This window comes from Tolypothrix bouteillei VB521301, from assembly GCF_000760695.4.
GTDB classification, from domain to species: domain Bacteria; phylum Cyanobacteriota; class Cyanobacteriia; order Cyanobacteriales; family Nostocaceae; genus Scytonema; species Scytonema bouteillei_A.
The window spans coordinates 734,473-751,534 of the sequence record NZ_JHEG04000001.1; the positions used below are offsets into that span (position 1 = coordinate 734,473).

General features: G+C 41.5%; 11 protein-coding genes. All 11 read right to left on the reverse strand.

Features of this window, described 5'->3' with window-relative positions; all coding sequences use genetic code 11:
• Positions 1-39: 39 nt before the first annotated feature.
• The 11 genes from HC643_RS02760 to rfbC all read right to left on the reverse strand — a co-directional run bounded on the left by HC643_RS02760 (position 40) and on the right by rfbC (position 17,045).
• On the reverse strand, positions 40-1,065 hold the full coding sequence (locus HC643_RS02760) for a glycosyltransferase family 2 protein (RefSeq protein WP_038076365.1): 1,026 nt from the start codon (positions 1,063-1,065) through the stop codon (positions 40-42).
• Positions 1,066-2,173: 1,108 nt separating this feature from the next.
• Entirely contained in the window at positions 2,174-3,328 is a 1,155-nt protein-coding gene (locus HC643_RS02765; protein ID WP_038076364.1) for a glycosyltransferase family 4 protein, read from the reverse strand.
• 45 nt (positions 3,329-3,373) lie between these two features.
• Positions 3,374-4,258: a glycosyltransferase family 2 protein gene (locus tag HC643_RS02770; protein WP_038076363.1), complete on the reverse strand. Its 885-nt coding sequence runs from the start codon at positions 4,256-4,258 to the stop codon at positions 3,374-3,376.
• An 83-nt stretch (positions 4,259-4,341) separates the two neighbouring features.
• Positions 4,342-5,316 carry a glycosyltransferase family 2 protein gene (locus HC643_RS02775; RefSeq protein WP_038076361.1) on the reverse strand — a complete coding sequence of 325 codons (975 nt, stop codon included), beginning with the start codon at positions 5,314-5,316 and terminating at the stop codon, positions 4,342-4,344.
• 247 nt (positions 5,317-5,563) lie between these two features.
• On the reverse strand, positions 5,564-6,514 hold the full coding sequence (locus HC643_RS02780) for a glycosyltransferase family 2 protein (RefSeq protein WP_038076409.1): 951 nt from the start codon (positions 6,512-6,514) through the stop codon (positions 5,564-5,566).
• A gap of 324 nt (positions 6,515-6,838) precedes the next feature.
• Positions 6,839-8,683 carry a heterocyst formation ABC transporter subunit HepA gene (gene hepA / locus HC643_RS02785; RefSeq protein WP_038076359.1) on the reverse strand — a complete coding sequence of 615 codons (1,845 nt, stop codon included), beginning with the start codon at positions 8,681-8,683 and terminating at the stop codon, positions 6,839-6,841.
• A 326-nt stretch (positions 8,684-9,009) separates the two neighbouring features.
• Positions 9,010-9,837, reverse strand: a complete 828-nt coding sequence (gene hepC, locus HC643_RS02790; protein WP_038076356.1) for a heterocyst development glycosyltransferase HepC — start codon at positions 9,835-9,837, stop codon at positions 9,010-9,012.
• 1,522 nt (positions 9,838-11,359) lie between these two features.
• Positions 11,360-13,588 carry a GumC family protein gene (locus HC643_RS02795; RefSeq protein ID WP_038076353.1) on the reverse strand — a complete coding sequence of 743 codons (2,229 nt, stop codon included), beginning with the start codon at positions 13,586-13,588 and terminating at the stop codon, positions 11,360-11,362.
• A gap of 37 nt (positions 13,589-13,625) precedes the next feature.
• Entirely contained in the window at positions 13,626-14,714 is a 1,089-nt protein-coding gene (locus HC643_RS02800) for a glycosyltransferase (protein WP_038076351.1), read from the reverse strand.
• 394 nt (positions 14,715-15,108) lie between these two features.
• Entirely contained in the window at positions 15,109-16,413 is a 1,305-nt protein-coding gene (locus HC643_RS02805; RefSeq protein ID WP_038076349.1) for an NAD(P)H-dependent oxidoreductase, read from the reverse strand.
• Between the two features lie 77 nt (positions 16,414-16,490).
• On the reverse strand, positions 16,491-17,045 hold the full coding sequence (gene rfbC / locus HC643_RS02810) for a dTDP-4-dehydrorhamnose 3,5-epimerase (protein ID WP_038076347.1): 555 nt from the start codon (positions 17,043-17,045) through the stop codon (positions 16,491-16,493).
• Between the last annotated feature and the right edge of the window lie 17 nt (positions 17,046-17,062).

The following is a 17,062-nucleotide window of genomic DNA, read 5'->3' on the forward strand; positions in this document are numbered from 1 at the left end:
TGTAGATTTTATTTTCAGGATGACTTTAGCGTGTTTTGATTATGCTGCTTTTATTTGATTTATCGTCTTAATTTTAGTTAACCAACTCTTAACTATGCCTTTTAACCTTAATTCTGTATGATGCTGCCATTCAAAGAACGGACCCAAACCTAAGGAAAGTGCAAAAAGACGAATCCGCAAGGCAGGTGAATCTCCCAATTCTTTTAACAAATCGATCAATTCTGCCCGTTCTGTTTTGGAAAAAATGGGAGAAAAACAAGCGGCTGAATGAATAAGAGCCATTTTGCGCCGATATTTATCAATGACCTTCGTATTCCAACCGCGTCTTTCAAAAGCAGACATTAACGATCGGTTGTATATCCACAGATAAGCCCGCAACTGATCGCCTTTTCTCTTGACTCGCACACCTGCAGTATCTTTCCATACACGATACTCAGCCAATAAGGCGTCAGAGTATACATTCCCATAACCCGCATCGGACATTCTGACTGCTAGATCGTAGTCTTCGCTATACTTGAGTTGTCCATCACCATAAAACCCTACTTCTCGTAAAGCTTTGGCTTTAAACATGAAAATGCTGGAAGCAGTTCGCAATCCAGAAACGGAAGCTTTGAGTGCCTCTTCTCCACTTTGAAATTCATGCTTTCTGATGACTCGTCGTTCGGAACAGTAATTGCCAAATTGATCGATTTCCAATGTGGCTACATGACCCCAACCTGCTTCTGGATACTTTTGCATCAGAGCTACTAAAGTTTCCACATAGCTTGGAGACATATTATCGTCTGAGTCCAGGCGAATCAAAAATTCTGTATCCGGTTGGCTTAAAACCCAGTTACAATTGGGAGTCATACCCATATTTTCTGAATGACGGTAATACCGCAATTGAGGAAACTGCTGGCACAATTGTTTCATGAGTTCAGGGGTTTCATCGGTACTGGCATTGTCTGAAACCCAAACTTCTATATTGGGATATGTTTGGCTGCAAGCACTTGATACTGAATGAATGAGGTATTGAGCCTGATTATAAGTGGGAATACAGATGGCGACTGATGGCAATTCCTGCATATGATGATGGCTCCTTTGAATGAGCAGTCACTAGTTATAGTTATGGATCTACTGGGTTAACGGGAGTTCTACAGCTTCTGACAGTGTCTGTCCTAACAGTAAGAATGACGGAGGAGCAACGAGCGCGAGCGCTCTTAGCGCAAACTGAAAGAGCGCTTATCGCCCTTGGCGCAAGCCGAAAGAGTGCTTATTGCGCTTTTGATCCCCCTCTGCTGCAAGGAGGTCTGTTGTGACTTCATCGAACTCACGTTAGAGTAATAAGTGTTAGCTTTGATTGAGACAGCAATCCGAATTCAGTTGTTAAATTTTGTACAATTAAGACGTTTTGGTATAGATATTGCTAAACCTAAAGGTGAAGTTTGTTATCAGAATGCCAAAAAGTTATTTGTACCAAAATAAAACTCCTTTAGACAAAGCTAAAGAGCTTTTGAGGGAAAAGGCTGTGGAACCTTTCTCCGTTACTTAATCGGATGTACGGAAAAGTTTTATGCAAAAACAGAAAAATGTTGGGATTCTTTACATTTTTTCTTAACAGAGAGTAAACAGACTTAACTTTTGTTTGAGGTGCGCTACTTGAATTTATGACGAGATGGAGGACTGGCGTCCTTAAGAACAGTAGATACTTAGGTTTTGGTGAGCTTTAGCTCTACCTAGGTACAGCGCTTTGCGTCTAAATGGAGTACACCTCTCCCTCAAGCATTGGAGAGGGAACCTGATATGCACGGATGGATATTTCTGTACTTCACCAAGTTGAAATTTGCTGTACCGTTTAAATATCAAATAGAGTTTTCGTAGCGCTTAATGCCCATTTATTTTTTCAAATTATTCGTTCTATTATACGTTAAAAACACTACAAAGTCTATATATAAAGTTAAGGAAATTACGAATGTCGGGATGAAAAACAGATAAAGGTGAGAGGTTAGCGCTGTTTGTGTCACTAAGCGCGAGAGAATAATTGAGGCGATTGGAAGTCGCGACTATACAAATTAAGCCCGCGCAGGCGGACTTACTTGAAGAGAGCGGTTCAAATTTTCTAGGAGAGAAAGTGATGGAAGAAGGTTAGGGTTAGGGATTGGAGATGAGCAATTCTTCCTTATCCCTCTTGTCCCTAAACCCTACCACTCAAATCTTCTAACAAATCCATATAGGTTTGGGCCATTTTGCTCCAACTGTGTTGTTCTGCTATTGTTCGCGAGACTTGACCCATTTGAGTTCTCACCTGTGGGTTGTTTGTCAGGTTTGACATTGCAGCAGCCAAAGCTTCAACGTTGTCTGAGTCTGGTAAAACGATCCCCGCTTCTGGTGTGACCAAATCTGCTGCACCTGTGGAAGTAGCAGTGATGACAGGTACGCCTGTTGCCATAGCTTCAATCACAACCAAGCCAAAGGGTTCGTATCGGGAGGGGAAAACAAAGAAATCGACTGCTTTCATGATTTCTGGTAAGTCACGGCGCAATCCCAAAAAGTGGACTCGGTCATTTAGCCCCAGTGTTGCTGCTAGCTGGGGATAGGGGCTACCTTCTGTAACGCCTGCAACTGCTAAATGCAAATTCGGTACTTTCACAAGCGCGTGCAGTACCGTGTCTAAGTTTTTTCGAGGAATTCTGATATCACCTGCAAATAAAGCAAGGGGTACGGCTTCCGGAAGACCCCATTTTTGGCGATCGCTAACACCAGGAGAAAACTCTTGCAAATCCACACCATTGACAACAATCTCAATGGACTCTGGGGGTACACCAATTTCTAACAAATCTTTAGCGACCTTATCAGAAACTGCTACCACAATTTGTGTTTGACGAAAAGACTTCTTTTCCCACCTAGCATTTAAAGCCGTGTAAAACCACTGGTATAGATCGTAAATAACTTGGCGTGGATGGAATCCAGTTTTTACTGACTTTGACTTTGCCTGTTTGGAGGAGAATTTTAGCCAAGAACTGTGTACGAAATGGACGGCGTTAAGATCGCTCTTAGCCCAAGTAATCGCACCATTAGCTTTGACTGCATCTAATTGAGAGCGGTGCTTACGCAACCAAGTTGTGCTGGAAAAAGCAAAAATTAAGTTGCGAAGCAATTCAGAAGGCCATCCTTCAACCGGAATTGGAACCCAGTGAATTTGGTCGTTTTGTTGTAATTCTGGAGCTAGTTGACTTGATAACAAGGTAACATGATGACCGCGACGAATTGCTTCTTGGGTAACCTCGTAATTCACCCGACCCTGTCCATCACCTTTAATAACGCTGTGGGTAACGATGCAGAGTTTCACATTTAAGTTCCTGTATAATTTACGCCATAATCTGAGATTGACTGTCTACACGACAGATGGACGCCACAATTTCTGAATGCGGGATAAACGAACAATTTGAGGCCAAGCTTGAATTCCTCCCCGCTTTATCAAATAGAGCGTCATATGAACAAAGTATAAGATGAGAAACGCTATTAATTTAATTGGATTGGGAGATAAATCTTTATAACGTTTTATACCGACGTATAGTCTGGCTGCTTCTATTGAGATTTCATATCTTGTCAAGCTACCCACTCCTGGTTCGTGCAAACTACTTGTACAACCATCACTGGCTGCGTGAGTTACTAACAGTTCGGGACAGTGTTGAATTTTGTAGCCTTGTTTTAAAGCTCTCAAACAAAGCTCTGCGTCTTCATAGCCAAAGAAAATATTTTCGTCCCACTGTTCTTGGTCAAAAAATCTTCGAGGAAACAGGGTGGCGTGAATAGCGACAGATTCAGGAACATCGGCTTGACAGAAGTATCCCCGGAAAGATAACTTTCCCGAAACCATTTCGTAAGTACCATCTGGGCTGCGACTGATCCCTGAAAGAATGGTACGGTCTTTTTGTTCTGGAGATAGTTGAGAATATCTATCTAGGGCACGACCAATAAAGTCGGGTTTAACACAAATATCATCATCAATAAAGGCAACAAAATCAGTTTCAGAGGAGGAGATTGCATTAACTGCATTATTGCGGTTAGCACAGACTCCACGGCGAGGACCTATAATGTATTTTGTTCCTGGATATTTCTGAACGATCTGATAATTTTGTTCCTGTACTTCTTTACTTGGAGAGTCATCAGAAACAATCACTGTGTGGGGTTTAACATCAGAGTTCCACAGTGCTTCCAAACATGCTTCCAAACGTTCGGTACGATTCCTCGTGGTAATACAACCGGTTACTCTCATCATCTTTCGCTGTTGATTGGTGTTATGTCAGTTTTTATAATGTAGAAAATCCCTGGCAAGTCTTAAATTTACTCAATTCTCAGTTAAAACTTAGCTGCTATTTTGGGGGGTCCAAAACTTAATAGAAGTGCAACCATTGTTCGGAAGCTAAGACTTTGACGCAAAGAACGCCAGAAGTAAGGACGCGCTTCTTTAATTTGTTTGGAGCGCATCAAACCAATTCCCAAAGTAGTACTTACGTATCCCCATTGTTGTAGAAAATATGGTCTAAATTCCTTGAGTCTTTCATCTTCGATAAACTTCTCATAGCAGAAAAGATCGGCTTGAGCTTTTCGGATTTTTGCTTGAGAATTTCGACTACCGCTCATCATTGTGTCTGTTTGTTCGTGAACTCTGTAACGAGTTAATTTTTCAGGGCAATAATACGCTCCCAAACCATTGCGACAACACAGGTAATTCACGTATAAATCCCACGAACCACCAACTTCTGATGGAATACTTTTCCAGTCCACAACGTCTCGACGAATCAAGGCGGCTGTCGCTGTAGAGACGGCCCTATCTATTAAGCCAAGCTTGTGGAAAGGTTGAAAGATTCCTTCAGATAAATAAGCTCGCTTAAATAGCTCGGAACAATGCTCGGTAAGGGCACTATCTATTTCTCCATTGGCATCCATCATGTAATGATCGCAAAAAGCAAGAGCTAAATTGGGATGAGCTTCCAAAGGTGGTACGAGCTTTTCTAAAAAGTTCTCTTCCCACATATCGTCGTCAAGCAAACTTGCCACATATTTACCCCTTGCTTTTTTAAAAGCGTTCATGGTGTTGGCAAACATCCCCAAGTTTGTTGAGTTGCGGTAGAAGCGAATTCTATCATCATTAAAAGACTCCACAATGGGTTGGGGGTTTTCCGGACTGCAATTGTCAGAAACAATAATTTCTATATTGCGGTACGTTTGTTTAACCGCACTACTTAATGCCGCCTTTAGATAGTCGGGACGGTTATAAGTAGGTGTAATAATACTAACTAAGGGTTCTGGGGATTTTCTACTGCCATTCATATTCTCATTACTACGTATTTTTGCTTTAACGGGAAGGTTTTAAGAAATTTTCAACTAATAATAGTAAGTAACACATTTCTATGAAAAAACTATGTAAATAATATTACAATCCCTTGTCATAGATTAGATTTATTGAATTTGATGGAAATGTTCAATTAATTCTTTGAGTGGGCTTTAGAAACCCGAGCTTTTCCACAACCGGGTTTCTTGGAAGCGTAGAATTGATTAGAGCCCTACAAAAGTCTTGTTAAGATTTTGCATAGGCTATCCTTTTATAAAGGAGTTGTGAATTTTTTAACCAAAACCTAGCAAGGTAGTAAAGTCTATCTAAGAAATTGTAAAATGGCCAGCCCAGTATTAAATTGGAAATAGCCAAAGCTTCTTTACAATTCCATTTACTATTTATGTAATATTTGGTACGTCGGTACTGAAGGTTGCGCGATAGATCGACTCTAGCTTGATGACCGATTTGTTCCAGAAAGGTGTTGATGTACTGGTTGGTCATTCTGATTCCAGTTTGTCCATCCATACTTAATTCTACTTTTGCTTGAATGAAGTTATTGTTGCCATGGAGGCGATAGCTTCCTAAAACTTCATTCAGCGTCTTAATTTTTCCTAAAAATGCCGTGCAATAAATAAGACAACCATCAACACACAGTCGCCACTTCACACTATCTATAGGAAAAATTTTTGTTAGAGCGCTGCGTCGGTAAGCTAGCCCGGAGGTTGGCGGAAAACACCAAGCGTTACCTGTTGCTACAATGACTTTTGCTAAATCGTCATCCATAACCCTTCCTACAACAGAAGAATTGGGGATAAGTTTTCCTTCGCTATCGACATTATCTAGCAGGTGCATTACACCAACAACATCTGAGTGATTGAAAGCTTTTACAACTTGCTCTAATTTGTTAGGTTTCCAAATATCATCAGCATCTAAAAAAGCAACAATGTCTCCACTTGTTGCCTCAAATCCCGTGTTGAAAGCAGCTCCCTGTCCCTGGTTTTCTTGAAAAATTGCTTTGATTTTACCTGGATGCTTTTGGGCAAGCTGTAGAATAACCTCTGGGCTGTTGTCTTTAGAACCATCATCTACGATGATAATTTCCGTGTTTGTATACGTTTGATCTATGACTGACTCAACCGCAGTAGGTAGATATTTAGCATAGTTGTAATTTGCAATAATAATAGAAACTTTCATTTTGAATCCAGTAAAACTATTCATGTATAATTATTCATTGTGATATTATTAAATTAAAAAAGAAAGACTTTTGCAATCGGTTTAAACATTCATCAAGAAAACTTTTATATTGCTTCATTTATAGAATGTAAATTGTCTTTTTAGAGAAAATTAGTTTATAGCTATTTCATAAAATACAAATACGTAGATCTGCTTTGGCGCTCAATTAGCTATTTATTTCAATTCACACATCAATTCACACAGTCAATGAAGCGTTTGTTAGCTCTGAAGAGAGCAGGGCTTCTGGCTCTGCTTTCTTCAGGAGCTATTTTGTATCAGAACTTTTTACTCGACTGTACCGACTTCATGCTGCATTTGATGATATTTCCAAAGTTTGCCGCGTCTTTGTAGCAAGTCTTGATAGTTTCCTTGTTCTACAACTCTTCCTGATTCCATAACGACGACTTTGTCTGCTTTGGCAATTGTTGAGAGTCGGTGAGCGATCGCAATCACCGTTCGACCAACAGCAAGCTTTTCTATAGATTCTTGAATGAGTCTTTCCGATACTGAGTCAAGAGCGCTGGTTGCTTCGTCCAAAATCAAAATATCTGGGTCTCGCAATAATGCACGGGCTATGGCAATACGTTGCTGTTGTCCGCCCGATAAACGAGCTCCGCGATCGCCCAAAACTGTTGCAAAACCTTGGGGCATTTGTTCGATAAACTCAAGTGCATTTGCCAGTCGGGCTGCTTCTCTAATTTCGGCTTCTGTGGCGTTGGGTGTACCGTAAGCAATGTTATCCCAAACTGAAGTATTGAAAATAAAGGTATGTTGGCTGACGACTGCCATTCTCTGGCGCAACGAGTTAATGTTAAACTGTTGCAAATCTACACCATCTACAAAGATATGTCCTTCTGTCGGGTCGTAAAATCGAGGAATTAAATCAACGAGTGTTGTTTTACCTGCACCGGATGCGCCCACCAGTGCCGTCATTTTACCCTTTTCAATAGAGAGAGTCACGTTATGAAGTACCAAATTGCTGGGTTGGTAACCAAAATCGACAGAGACTATGTCAATTGAGCGCTGCAATCCAGGAAACTCAATGTTGCCATTTTGAAAGTAGGTTTTGTCATCTTCTCTTAAGAGATCCTTGATATTTTCTAGCGAGCCACCCAATGTACTTAAATAGGCGAGAGTTCCATTAATATCCTGCAAACTTGGCACCACTCTCACTAGGACAAAGAAAAAGGTTAGCAGCGAAGCGATTGGCAGTGTAAATTTAACGAAGGAAATAATAATTAAACCGATAAGAACTGTCGTTGCAACGCTTTCCGCTATGGGTTTTACGAGTGTCCAACTGGCGACAACTTTTATCGAGGCGCTCAGTAGTTCTTTACTTGATTTGTAGAAACGCTGTCTCTCGAATTCTTGAGTTCCATTTGCATGAACGGTGCGAATTCCATTAATGAACTCTAATGCGATCGCGTTAAATTTACCATTAGCTTTAGAAATATCAAAACTGCTTTCTCTGACTCTAGCATTGAGTGTTGTCAAGCCTACTGCCAAAAGAGAAAATAACAAAACTGACAGGATAGACAATTGCCACGATATCAAAAACATACAGATAAAGTAGACAACGACTACCAATGCCCTAGTTAGTACAAAAGCTGCTCCACTGAATCCTTGCTTGAATCTCTCAATTTCTGTCGTCATCGTGTTCATGATTTCGCCAGAACGAGCTTCAGTGAAATAACCCAGTTGCAAAGACTGTAGCTGTTCAAAAATCCGCTTTCGCAAACGGTCTGCAAGGTTAAGTTGGGCAGATTCTGTATAAATTGATGCTAAATAGCTGAAGCCCGAACGAGTCCAAGTACTGAGTAAGATCAGCAGAGATATTACGTATAGCGGATTGACTGTTGAGGCATGAGCTGTTATCCAAACATCCAACCAGCTAATTCCGGTTTTAGGTGAAGCAGTTGGATCGGTTAGACTTTGTAGAAAGGAAAGTAAAAATCCGACACTAACACCCTCAAAAGTCGCTGAAAGGAAGGTAAACACGATCGCCAAGACAGTTATTTTGCGAAAATTGCCAAACTCTCTTAAGATTATGTGATTTTCCTTCCAAAACCTATTAGCTTTGATGATGTTTTTTAGGAGAGTGTTAACTTGTTTGGAGATTTTAGGCTGCATTTGTTTGTCTCGGGGGTTTTGTAACTGGGCACGCTAAAGACCTGATGTCCGTGCAATTTACTTTTTGCTCATCGTCTGTCTGCCATGACGTTTCAGTTTTTTATGATTCCAGACAGTTGGGAAAATTGAGCTTATGACTGCACCTAATTGCGGCAAATGAATAGCTCAATTACCGCAAACTGCATCCATAAATAATTTTGTCAGACTAATACCAATGATAGAGACAAGTGGCGGACTTATTTGACAGGTAGACTGGATAACATATTACTTGTAAGTTATATTCGCTCGGTTGTCTTTAGCCGCCTGCGTCTGTGCCAACAAGTTAATCAGGATATTTGGCTATCTAGATGCAACAGATCTGATTCTGCCTCGACTTCCCACGAGCCTATGATTCCTGGTAACCGATTCAGGTTTTTTTGTGCTTCTGAATTGAGTCGCACGGCATCTTTCAATGACCGGCATCGGGGTCCTGTTAAACTCATTTCACCTCGCAGCACGTTGAGCAACTGTGGCAAATTGTCCAATCCATACTTACGCATCCAACGCCCAAGAACTGTTACCTCTTCTTCATCCTTGCGATCGCATAAACTATTTTGGTAGACTACATCCTCTTCAAAGCCTTTCTGCTGTGTTGCAGTTGTACGAAACTTGATGACCTTGAAGAGTCTACCCCGTTCGCCAATATGCCATTGACGAGAAAAAATTGGACCTTTAGAGTGAAGGCGCATCAATAAAACTAAACCCAGAATCAAAGGCGCAAATGTCAGTAAGAAGATCAAAGCCACCAGCCAATCAATTGGCCGTTTTAACAATCCAAAGAGCAGGCTACTGCCTTTTTGTTGAGCGTCAGTAGAAGGTATGCGAAGGAAAATTGGCTTAGCTGCTGCATGGCACGCGTCTGCCCAAAATTTTAATCGAGCTTCACCTAAGTTTGGGTCTATGCGAACTAAAGTTGCTGGGCTACCCTTTAAACACTCCACAAGGAGCTGCTGTTTGTGCAATGAAGGCATATACGGCTGCTTAATTTCCCCAGGAGGCATAACCAGCAATTGATTGCGCCGCCATTGAAGCGTACAATATTGGGGAGGATTGCCTTGTGGTTGCTGTTTCACTTTATAGTAATTTTGTATTGTTGGTATTATTGAGGTTGTCATATGTATTTCATCTCATAAGGTAGTAGATTGCCGACCTGATACTTGAAAGCTATAGAATGCCGTAAGCGATCTTCATCTCTCTTGCTCTGGGAACAACCCGTAGAGTGGGCTTATGGAACCTCATAACTATCTCTAATAACAACTGCACACCATAATCTAATTTTTTTTGATGTACTAGATTCATTACTTACGATAGAATTTTCCGGATAACGTTATAAAGTTCCACTCATTTACTTGATTTGGCTTATCCGTATGGATATTCGATCTCTAGGATATAAGACGCAGTAGAAATAGCAGTTGCTTCTTGAGATTCTTTATTCACTCTTTATAGAGTTACTGCGTTTTTCATTGAATTATTAAGCTATCGTAAACGGTTTTCTGTAAATACTCATTTTCAGTAGTAATTTTATCATAATGTTAGATTCGCACTTCTAAAAACCTGAATTATTACTACTCATTGGAGCGCACAAATTCCGTAAACGTTCTTATATAAAAATTGTGATGATTTATAAAATCTTTTAAGTACTGTAGGGTGTAAAACACTAACTAAAAGCTTTATGTAGCAAGCTTTGCAGCCCTACGTATATTTCAAAACTCACAGAGGAGTCCGATATATAGAAATTTTATATACTTATCTAATTTCTGAATTTGTATAATTCAAGTTTTAAATACGTAACGATTGATGGTTGACATTTATCTCCAGGCATTACTTACTTGATTATAAAATCTTTTACACTATAAACACAGATAGAGATCTGTCTCTTTAGCCCAGGAGTAAGGCTCATTTGCAGCTTTGGCTTGTTTTGTCAAAGCGGTATGATTCACTGACCGGGGCGAAAATGACCAATTGTTATTGGGCGGATACGGCGATCGAGGTTGAATGGTGGGGTAATAACAGACATTGTCCACCCTACACCTTTAAGTTATATTCTTTTGGGAAGGAATTAGTAATTTCAACAAAGACACGCTCGCGGAAAAACTAGTCTTTTAAGTTCACATTTGTTCTTACAAGGGAAATACTGAAGCTTAGCTGTTAAATAATTAAGAACCAACACATAAAAAAGAACTTGTTTCTTATTTTAAATAAGAGTTAATGTATATTAACTTACTAGCATACTAAAGATACATTATCGGCTTAGCTAAGAGTTACATTCTTAACATTTAGTAATAGAAAAAGGAGATAGCTGAAGGGCAGTTTATGACCGCAAAATAGCCTTTTTACCAGTCATTTAAGGCTTATCTGCTAATTATATTCAACTGTAAAAGGCACTTAGAGCATCTATCTAACGGCTTAAGTGTAGCATAGCGGCTCTGGAGGGGCAGGCGTTTGTAAGGTGGCGAATTATGTTCGCCGAAGCGTTCGTGAATTTCTTGTGGGTAATTTAGGGTGGCGATACAATACGCAGTGCATAAAACAAACAAGAGCGGATGCGATCGCATCCGCTCTTGTTATGCAATATTTTTTCCCTGTTTGAACTATAGGGGGCGCAATGCCTTGCTCCGCCAAACCAACCTTAAAAGGTTATTTCTCCATAGCCTGTTGGAGGGCAAATCGATTTTGGGTTGTCGTGTAGGGTATATAAGCGCTACCAGAGTTAGACACGCCACTCGCGACAACTCCAAGGAGATTCAGGCGACTGAGCATAGCTGTAGCTTGTGCCATTTGGGTGCGGGTCACTTTACCAATGCTAGCTACCATAATTGCTCCACGGCAAGATGATGCTGTTAGCAGGGCATCTACTAGACCCAGGACTGGTGTTGAGTCCACCAAGACCAAATCGTAGTTTTCCTCAAATGTTGCCATCAACTGCTGCATGCGAGGAGAACTCAACAAATTAGCAGGGTCAACTGGGGTAGGTCCGGCAGTTAAAATATCAATGTAAGAAGACCCAGAAGATTGAATGCTAATTTGATTGGGTATGGAAACATCACTAGCGAGGAGAGTTGAAAGACCCTGTTCGTTGGGAAGGTTCAACTGTTTGTGCAGGGAAGGTTCGCGCAAGTTAGCGTCAATAAGCAGAACTCGCTTGTGCAAGCGGGCTGCACTCATAGCTAGACCTAGTGCTAGAGCGGATTTACCCTCATCTGGTAAGGCTGCAGTAATCATTAGGGATTTGAACGAGGAAACAGAATTCAAAAGTTCTATGTTCTTGTAAATCAGATCTAATGATTCCCAACGAGGGGAGGACTGCAACACTTGTATTGTCCAAGGTGCGGGTTCTTGAGGCTTGCCAAAGGGCAATTTAATCACAGAATCTCTGGCTGCTCTTGCTGGTGGTAGTTTCGGTGTTGTTCCCAACAGTGGTAAGGCAACTTGCTTCTCTAATTCAGCAGTGGTGTGAACGGAATCATCAGCCGCTTCTCTCAAGAAAGCAGCAATCCCACCCAACATCAGTCCTACGACTCCACCTAAGAGAAGATTTTGTTGGAGGTTGGGACCCAACTTCACACCCATTTTGGGTTTTTCGATCACTTCCCAGTTGTAGCCGCCCTTATCGAGTTCCTGCTCTAGGACTTGTTCTGCTTTTAACAGCTGCTGTAACTTGTCCCGGTTAAGTTGTACTTGAGGTTCTAAACGATTGTACTCAGCCAACACGCGGGGGAAGCGTTTGAGTTCGGTACGCAGTTGATCTTCTTTCTTTGCTAGAACTTGATCGCGAGCCACAAGAGCCAATAAATCTGTTCTTGTTTTTAACAGTTCTGATGAAAGATTGAGGTCAATTTGACCTTTTTGTCCTTGCTCTAGAAGACCCTGTACTTGAGGTTTTGCTTCTACACCCAAAGTTCGCCGTTGCTCTTGTTGCAACAACGCCTTCTGGCTTTGAAGTTGTTCTACAAGTTTTTGTACGCTAGGTGCTTGTTCGGTAAAACGCAGGCGTTCTTGTGCCAGAAGCAGTTCGGATTTCTGGATTTCGTTCAGCAAACCTTGATAGCGGGTCGATTGACTGAGACGGGCTTCAGCAAGGGCCGTTTCCGGGGTCGTTTGAAGTTGTTGTAGTAAATTTTTGTAACGAGCATCCGCTTCTTGATACTCGGCACGAGTTTTACCGCGTTCTTGCTGAATTCTGGTCAGTTCATCTTCTGTGGCTTTTGCCTGTGTATCCGGGTTAATTATATTCTCACTTCTACGAAAGCGTTGGAGATTGGTCTCTGCTGTTGTAACGTCACTATTAACTTTTCTAATTTGTTCCCTAATGACTTTTAGACCTCTTCGGATACGTTCGTCTTGCTGTTTGATGTTGTAATCCAGATAAACTTGCCGCATCGTCTCCAAGACTTTGTAGGATTTATCTGGTTCGGTACTGATATAGTCTATTTGGAAAATTTTAGTTGCGGTGTTATCTTCTTTTCTCTTAACTTGGTCTAAGGCTAAGGCGCTTTTTAAAGCTTCAACAGTTATATCAGGGTACTCTGGCTTGAGCTTGCTTACCGCTTTTTCCATCAGTTCAGAACTCTTCATCAAGTTCAACTGGGTCGCAGCGTCTATTTCAATGTTGGGATCGGTATACTGACTATCTACTGAAGCGTTTGCTTCTTTTTTGCCCTGATAGTTAGGTTCTATGAGAAGCTGCATTGAGCTTCCATAAGTAGTTGGTGTTCTTTTTGTTACTAAGCCTGCAACGGCAAGAGATGCCACAAACACTGCTAAAAACCAGGGGAATCTGCGTACTAAAACCGCTAACAGTTGTCCGTAACCCGGTTCTGACTCAGTAACTGGATTTACATATGGACCTAGACTGCTTTGAACCACGTTTATTATCCCTCAGCTAATCAAATCAAATGAATAGTTACTTTACTGCACAAGTTTGGTCAATAACTTGTTCGACTTTACTAAAGAAAGCCTCTTCTGAAAAATGAGTGACCGCATGATTACGAATGTTCCCGTAATCCCAATAGATATCCCTGGCTTCTAGTAGTGCAGTTTGCAGCGAATCCGGTGTTTGCCTCTTGAAAAAGACCCCTGTTTTACCAGGTATTTGGGTGTCCAATACACCACCCGCACCAAACGCAATAACTGGCGTTCCACTAGCATTTGCTTCTACTGGCACTAATCCATAGTCTTCTAGGGCTGCTACTATAACAGACCTAGCTTTGGAAAACAACTGAGTGCGTTCTGCATCGGAAACGTGTCCTACGAATTCTATGTTGCCTAATGCTTTAGACTCTAACCTTTCTCTTTCCGGACCGTTTCCTGATATTAGCAACCGCCACCCCAGCCAGTTGAAAGCTTCGACTATTATATCAAGTCGTTTGTAACTAATCATGCGAGCTGAGGCAAGATAGAAGTCTTCTTTGGTATCTGAAAAAACAAATCTTGATGTATCAATGGGATAATTGATGACGATTGCTTTTTTACCGTAGATTTCTTTGATGCGCCGCGCCACAACACTGGAGTTAGCAATATACAGGTCTGGCTCCTGTGCGTAGCTTAAGTCTACTTTTCTCATCATCCCAAAAACTTGTTCGATGAGGGGGGCAAAATATCGATAGTCTCCGTACTCCCGTAAATAAGTTTCTGTATCCCATAAAAAACGGGTTACATTATGACAGAAGCAAATATGACGTGCTGTTGGTTTTTTCCGCACTGCTTTCGCAAAACTAGTACTGCTACTGATAATTAGATCGTAATCTTGTAAGTCTAATGCGCGAAAGGCAGGAAAGTAAAAGGGTGCCATCAATCTAAAATACTTCGTAGCACCTGGTATACTTTGTAAGAAGGTTGTATTAACAGCACGTTCTCCTAAGTCTATAGTCTCCTCGGGATCGTACAGGGAAGTATAAACATCAGCATCAGGGTAGCGCTTGCACAGCAATTCAAAAACGCGCTCCGCCCCTCCTTTTTGAGTTAAGTAATCATGAACTAGGGCAATTTTCATACTAAACCTGGTGGATTTACTCTATACCAATTCTTATAGAAATTAGGGCTTGGGGGTTATAAGGTCAGTAATCACCGGAGGAAAGTTTATGACGATTGTCTTTAACGCCGCACCTTCGTTTTAGCAGTTTATAGACTGTTTGGCAATCTACTTTCGCCTCCTATTGATTTTTAAGATACTAAAAATTTGTTTTTCTATTATTAATTTTTAACAAATATTTTGTCATGGAAATTAAGTAAACGAAGTTTATACACTTTTTGGTAAACGCGGAACTTGGGGATTGGGAGAAGTAGGGACTCTGGTGGAGATAAGGAGCAATGGGGATTAGCCATTGGAGATTAAACGCACGCCATTTTACCTTATCTCCTTTGTTCCGAGTCCGAGTCCCTAATCCCTACACTGCTGCTAGGGTCTTGAAGAAATAAGCATTTTGTTCGGCACGCAGCTTATCGCACAATCTACCTGAAGGTAGTTCGACATCGTCATATGTCAGAACTTGGTCTTTGGAAACATCTCGCTTGAGACGACATCCTTCTGCCAAACCAATTGGTAGGAGGTTTTGTTCTTGAACAATGTTGGAATTTTCACATTGACCGTAAGTCATGTAATAACCAATACCATCCAAAGTTTCCCCAGCTTTCAGGTCAATTTTGGCAGTCGTCACAACGTCTACTAAAGGAGCACCGAGAGGGCTTAAGACGTAGTCTTGGAAAAGAACAACACGAGCCACTGACAGTGGTACTTCAAAGTGACAGAGGTGATATGGGGTGTAGAAGCTGTAAAGCGGACCTTCGCCTAACTTATAGAGATTGAGGTAGTGACGTTGCTTCGGGTCGTCATGGGTTCCAAATACAAAAACTCCAGGACCTGGTTTTGCACCAACAACGTAATCTACAATGCCGCCCAATTCTTTCAGTTGTTCGACATCGTACATTCCAGTCATTTCATCTACATGACTTTGAAAGTCATATCCAAACATACCGCGCTTGGCGACTTTCATCCCTGTAGCGTTGGCAACGATCGCTTGTTCAAAAGAGATTTTTGTCCCATCTGCAAAGCTGGTTACCATGTGAGCTTTTTGACCCCAACGTTCGGCAAATGCTTTTTGAGTCGTAGGATTGCGATATGGGTCTTGTAGGCCTTTGATATTACCACATAATAGTGGAGTCAAACCAATACTTTTTACAAAACGATATAAATTCATTTGTACCCCAGGCTGGTCACCGTCACAAGCGGTGAGGATGACGCCTGCTTTGTCTGCATAAACTTTGAGGATGGAACCAATAGTGCCATCCAATTCAGCGTTCATCATAATGACGTGCTTGTGATGGGCTATTGCTTCCATAACAACATGAGCGCCAAATTCCACCGCACCCGTCACTTCAATTAACGCATCAATCCCCTCAGCACGGCACAGCAACATCGCATCATCTGTCACTGCGTACCCATCGTTTGCGATCGCACTTTCCAATTCGCCAACAGAGGAAACAACTTGATAATTCTCAACTCCGGCTTCTGAATATGCACGTTGAGCAGCATCAACATTGCGGTTGGCAATAGCAACCAGTTTCATGCCGGGTACGGAATTTGTGATTTGATTGGCAATTCCCCGACCCATGAAACCTGCTCCAATCATGCCGACCTTGATAGGGTTATGAGCTTCTGCACGGGCTTGTAAGGCGCGATCTACAATAATCATCGATTTCAGTTCCCAGTAGTTGTTAGTTGATAGTTGTTAGTTGTTAGTTGTTAGTTGCAGTACTAGCTATTAGCCATTCATGAAACACTTCCGCCAACGGTCATCATAGACATCAAAGGCCAATTCTTATCCTTCTCAGAAATAACAGTTACTTCCACAGGCCATTGAATATTGAAAAATGGATCGTCGTAGCGCAAACCACGCTCGTAGCCCGGAGTGTAAAACTCACCCACTTGATAAACAACCTCAGCCCCATCTGTCAGTGCTTGATACCCATGGGCAAACATTTCTGGCACGTATAAGGCGCGGCGATTTTCGGCGGTAAGTTCCACACCAATATGTTGAAGGTAAGTTGGAGATTCAGGACGCATATCTATAATTACGTCATAGATAGCCCCACTTATGCAGCGAATCAATTTTGTTTCTGCTGCGGGAGGAAGTTGATAGTGCATCCCCCGCAATGTCCCTTTTTTGTAATTAAAGGATAAGTTGCATTGGGCAACTGTGGGCTTTAAGCCGTGTGCTTCAAATTCTTGAGCGCAGAAAGTCCGCGCAAAAAAGCCTCTGGAATCCGGCTTTTGGTCTAAATCGATAATGTATGCACCTTGGAGTTCGGTTTTCGTAAAAATCATGGGTATCCTCACTTTGT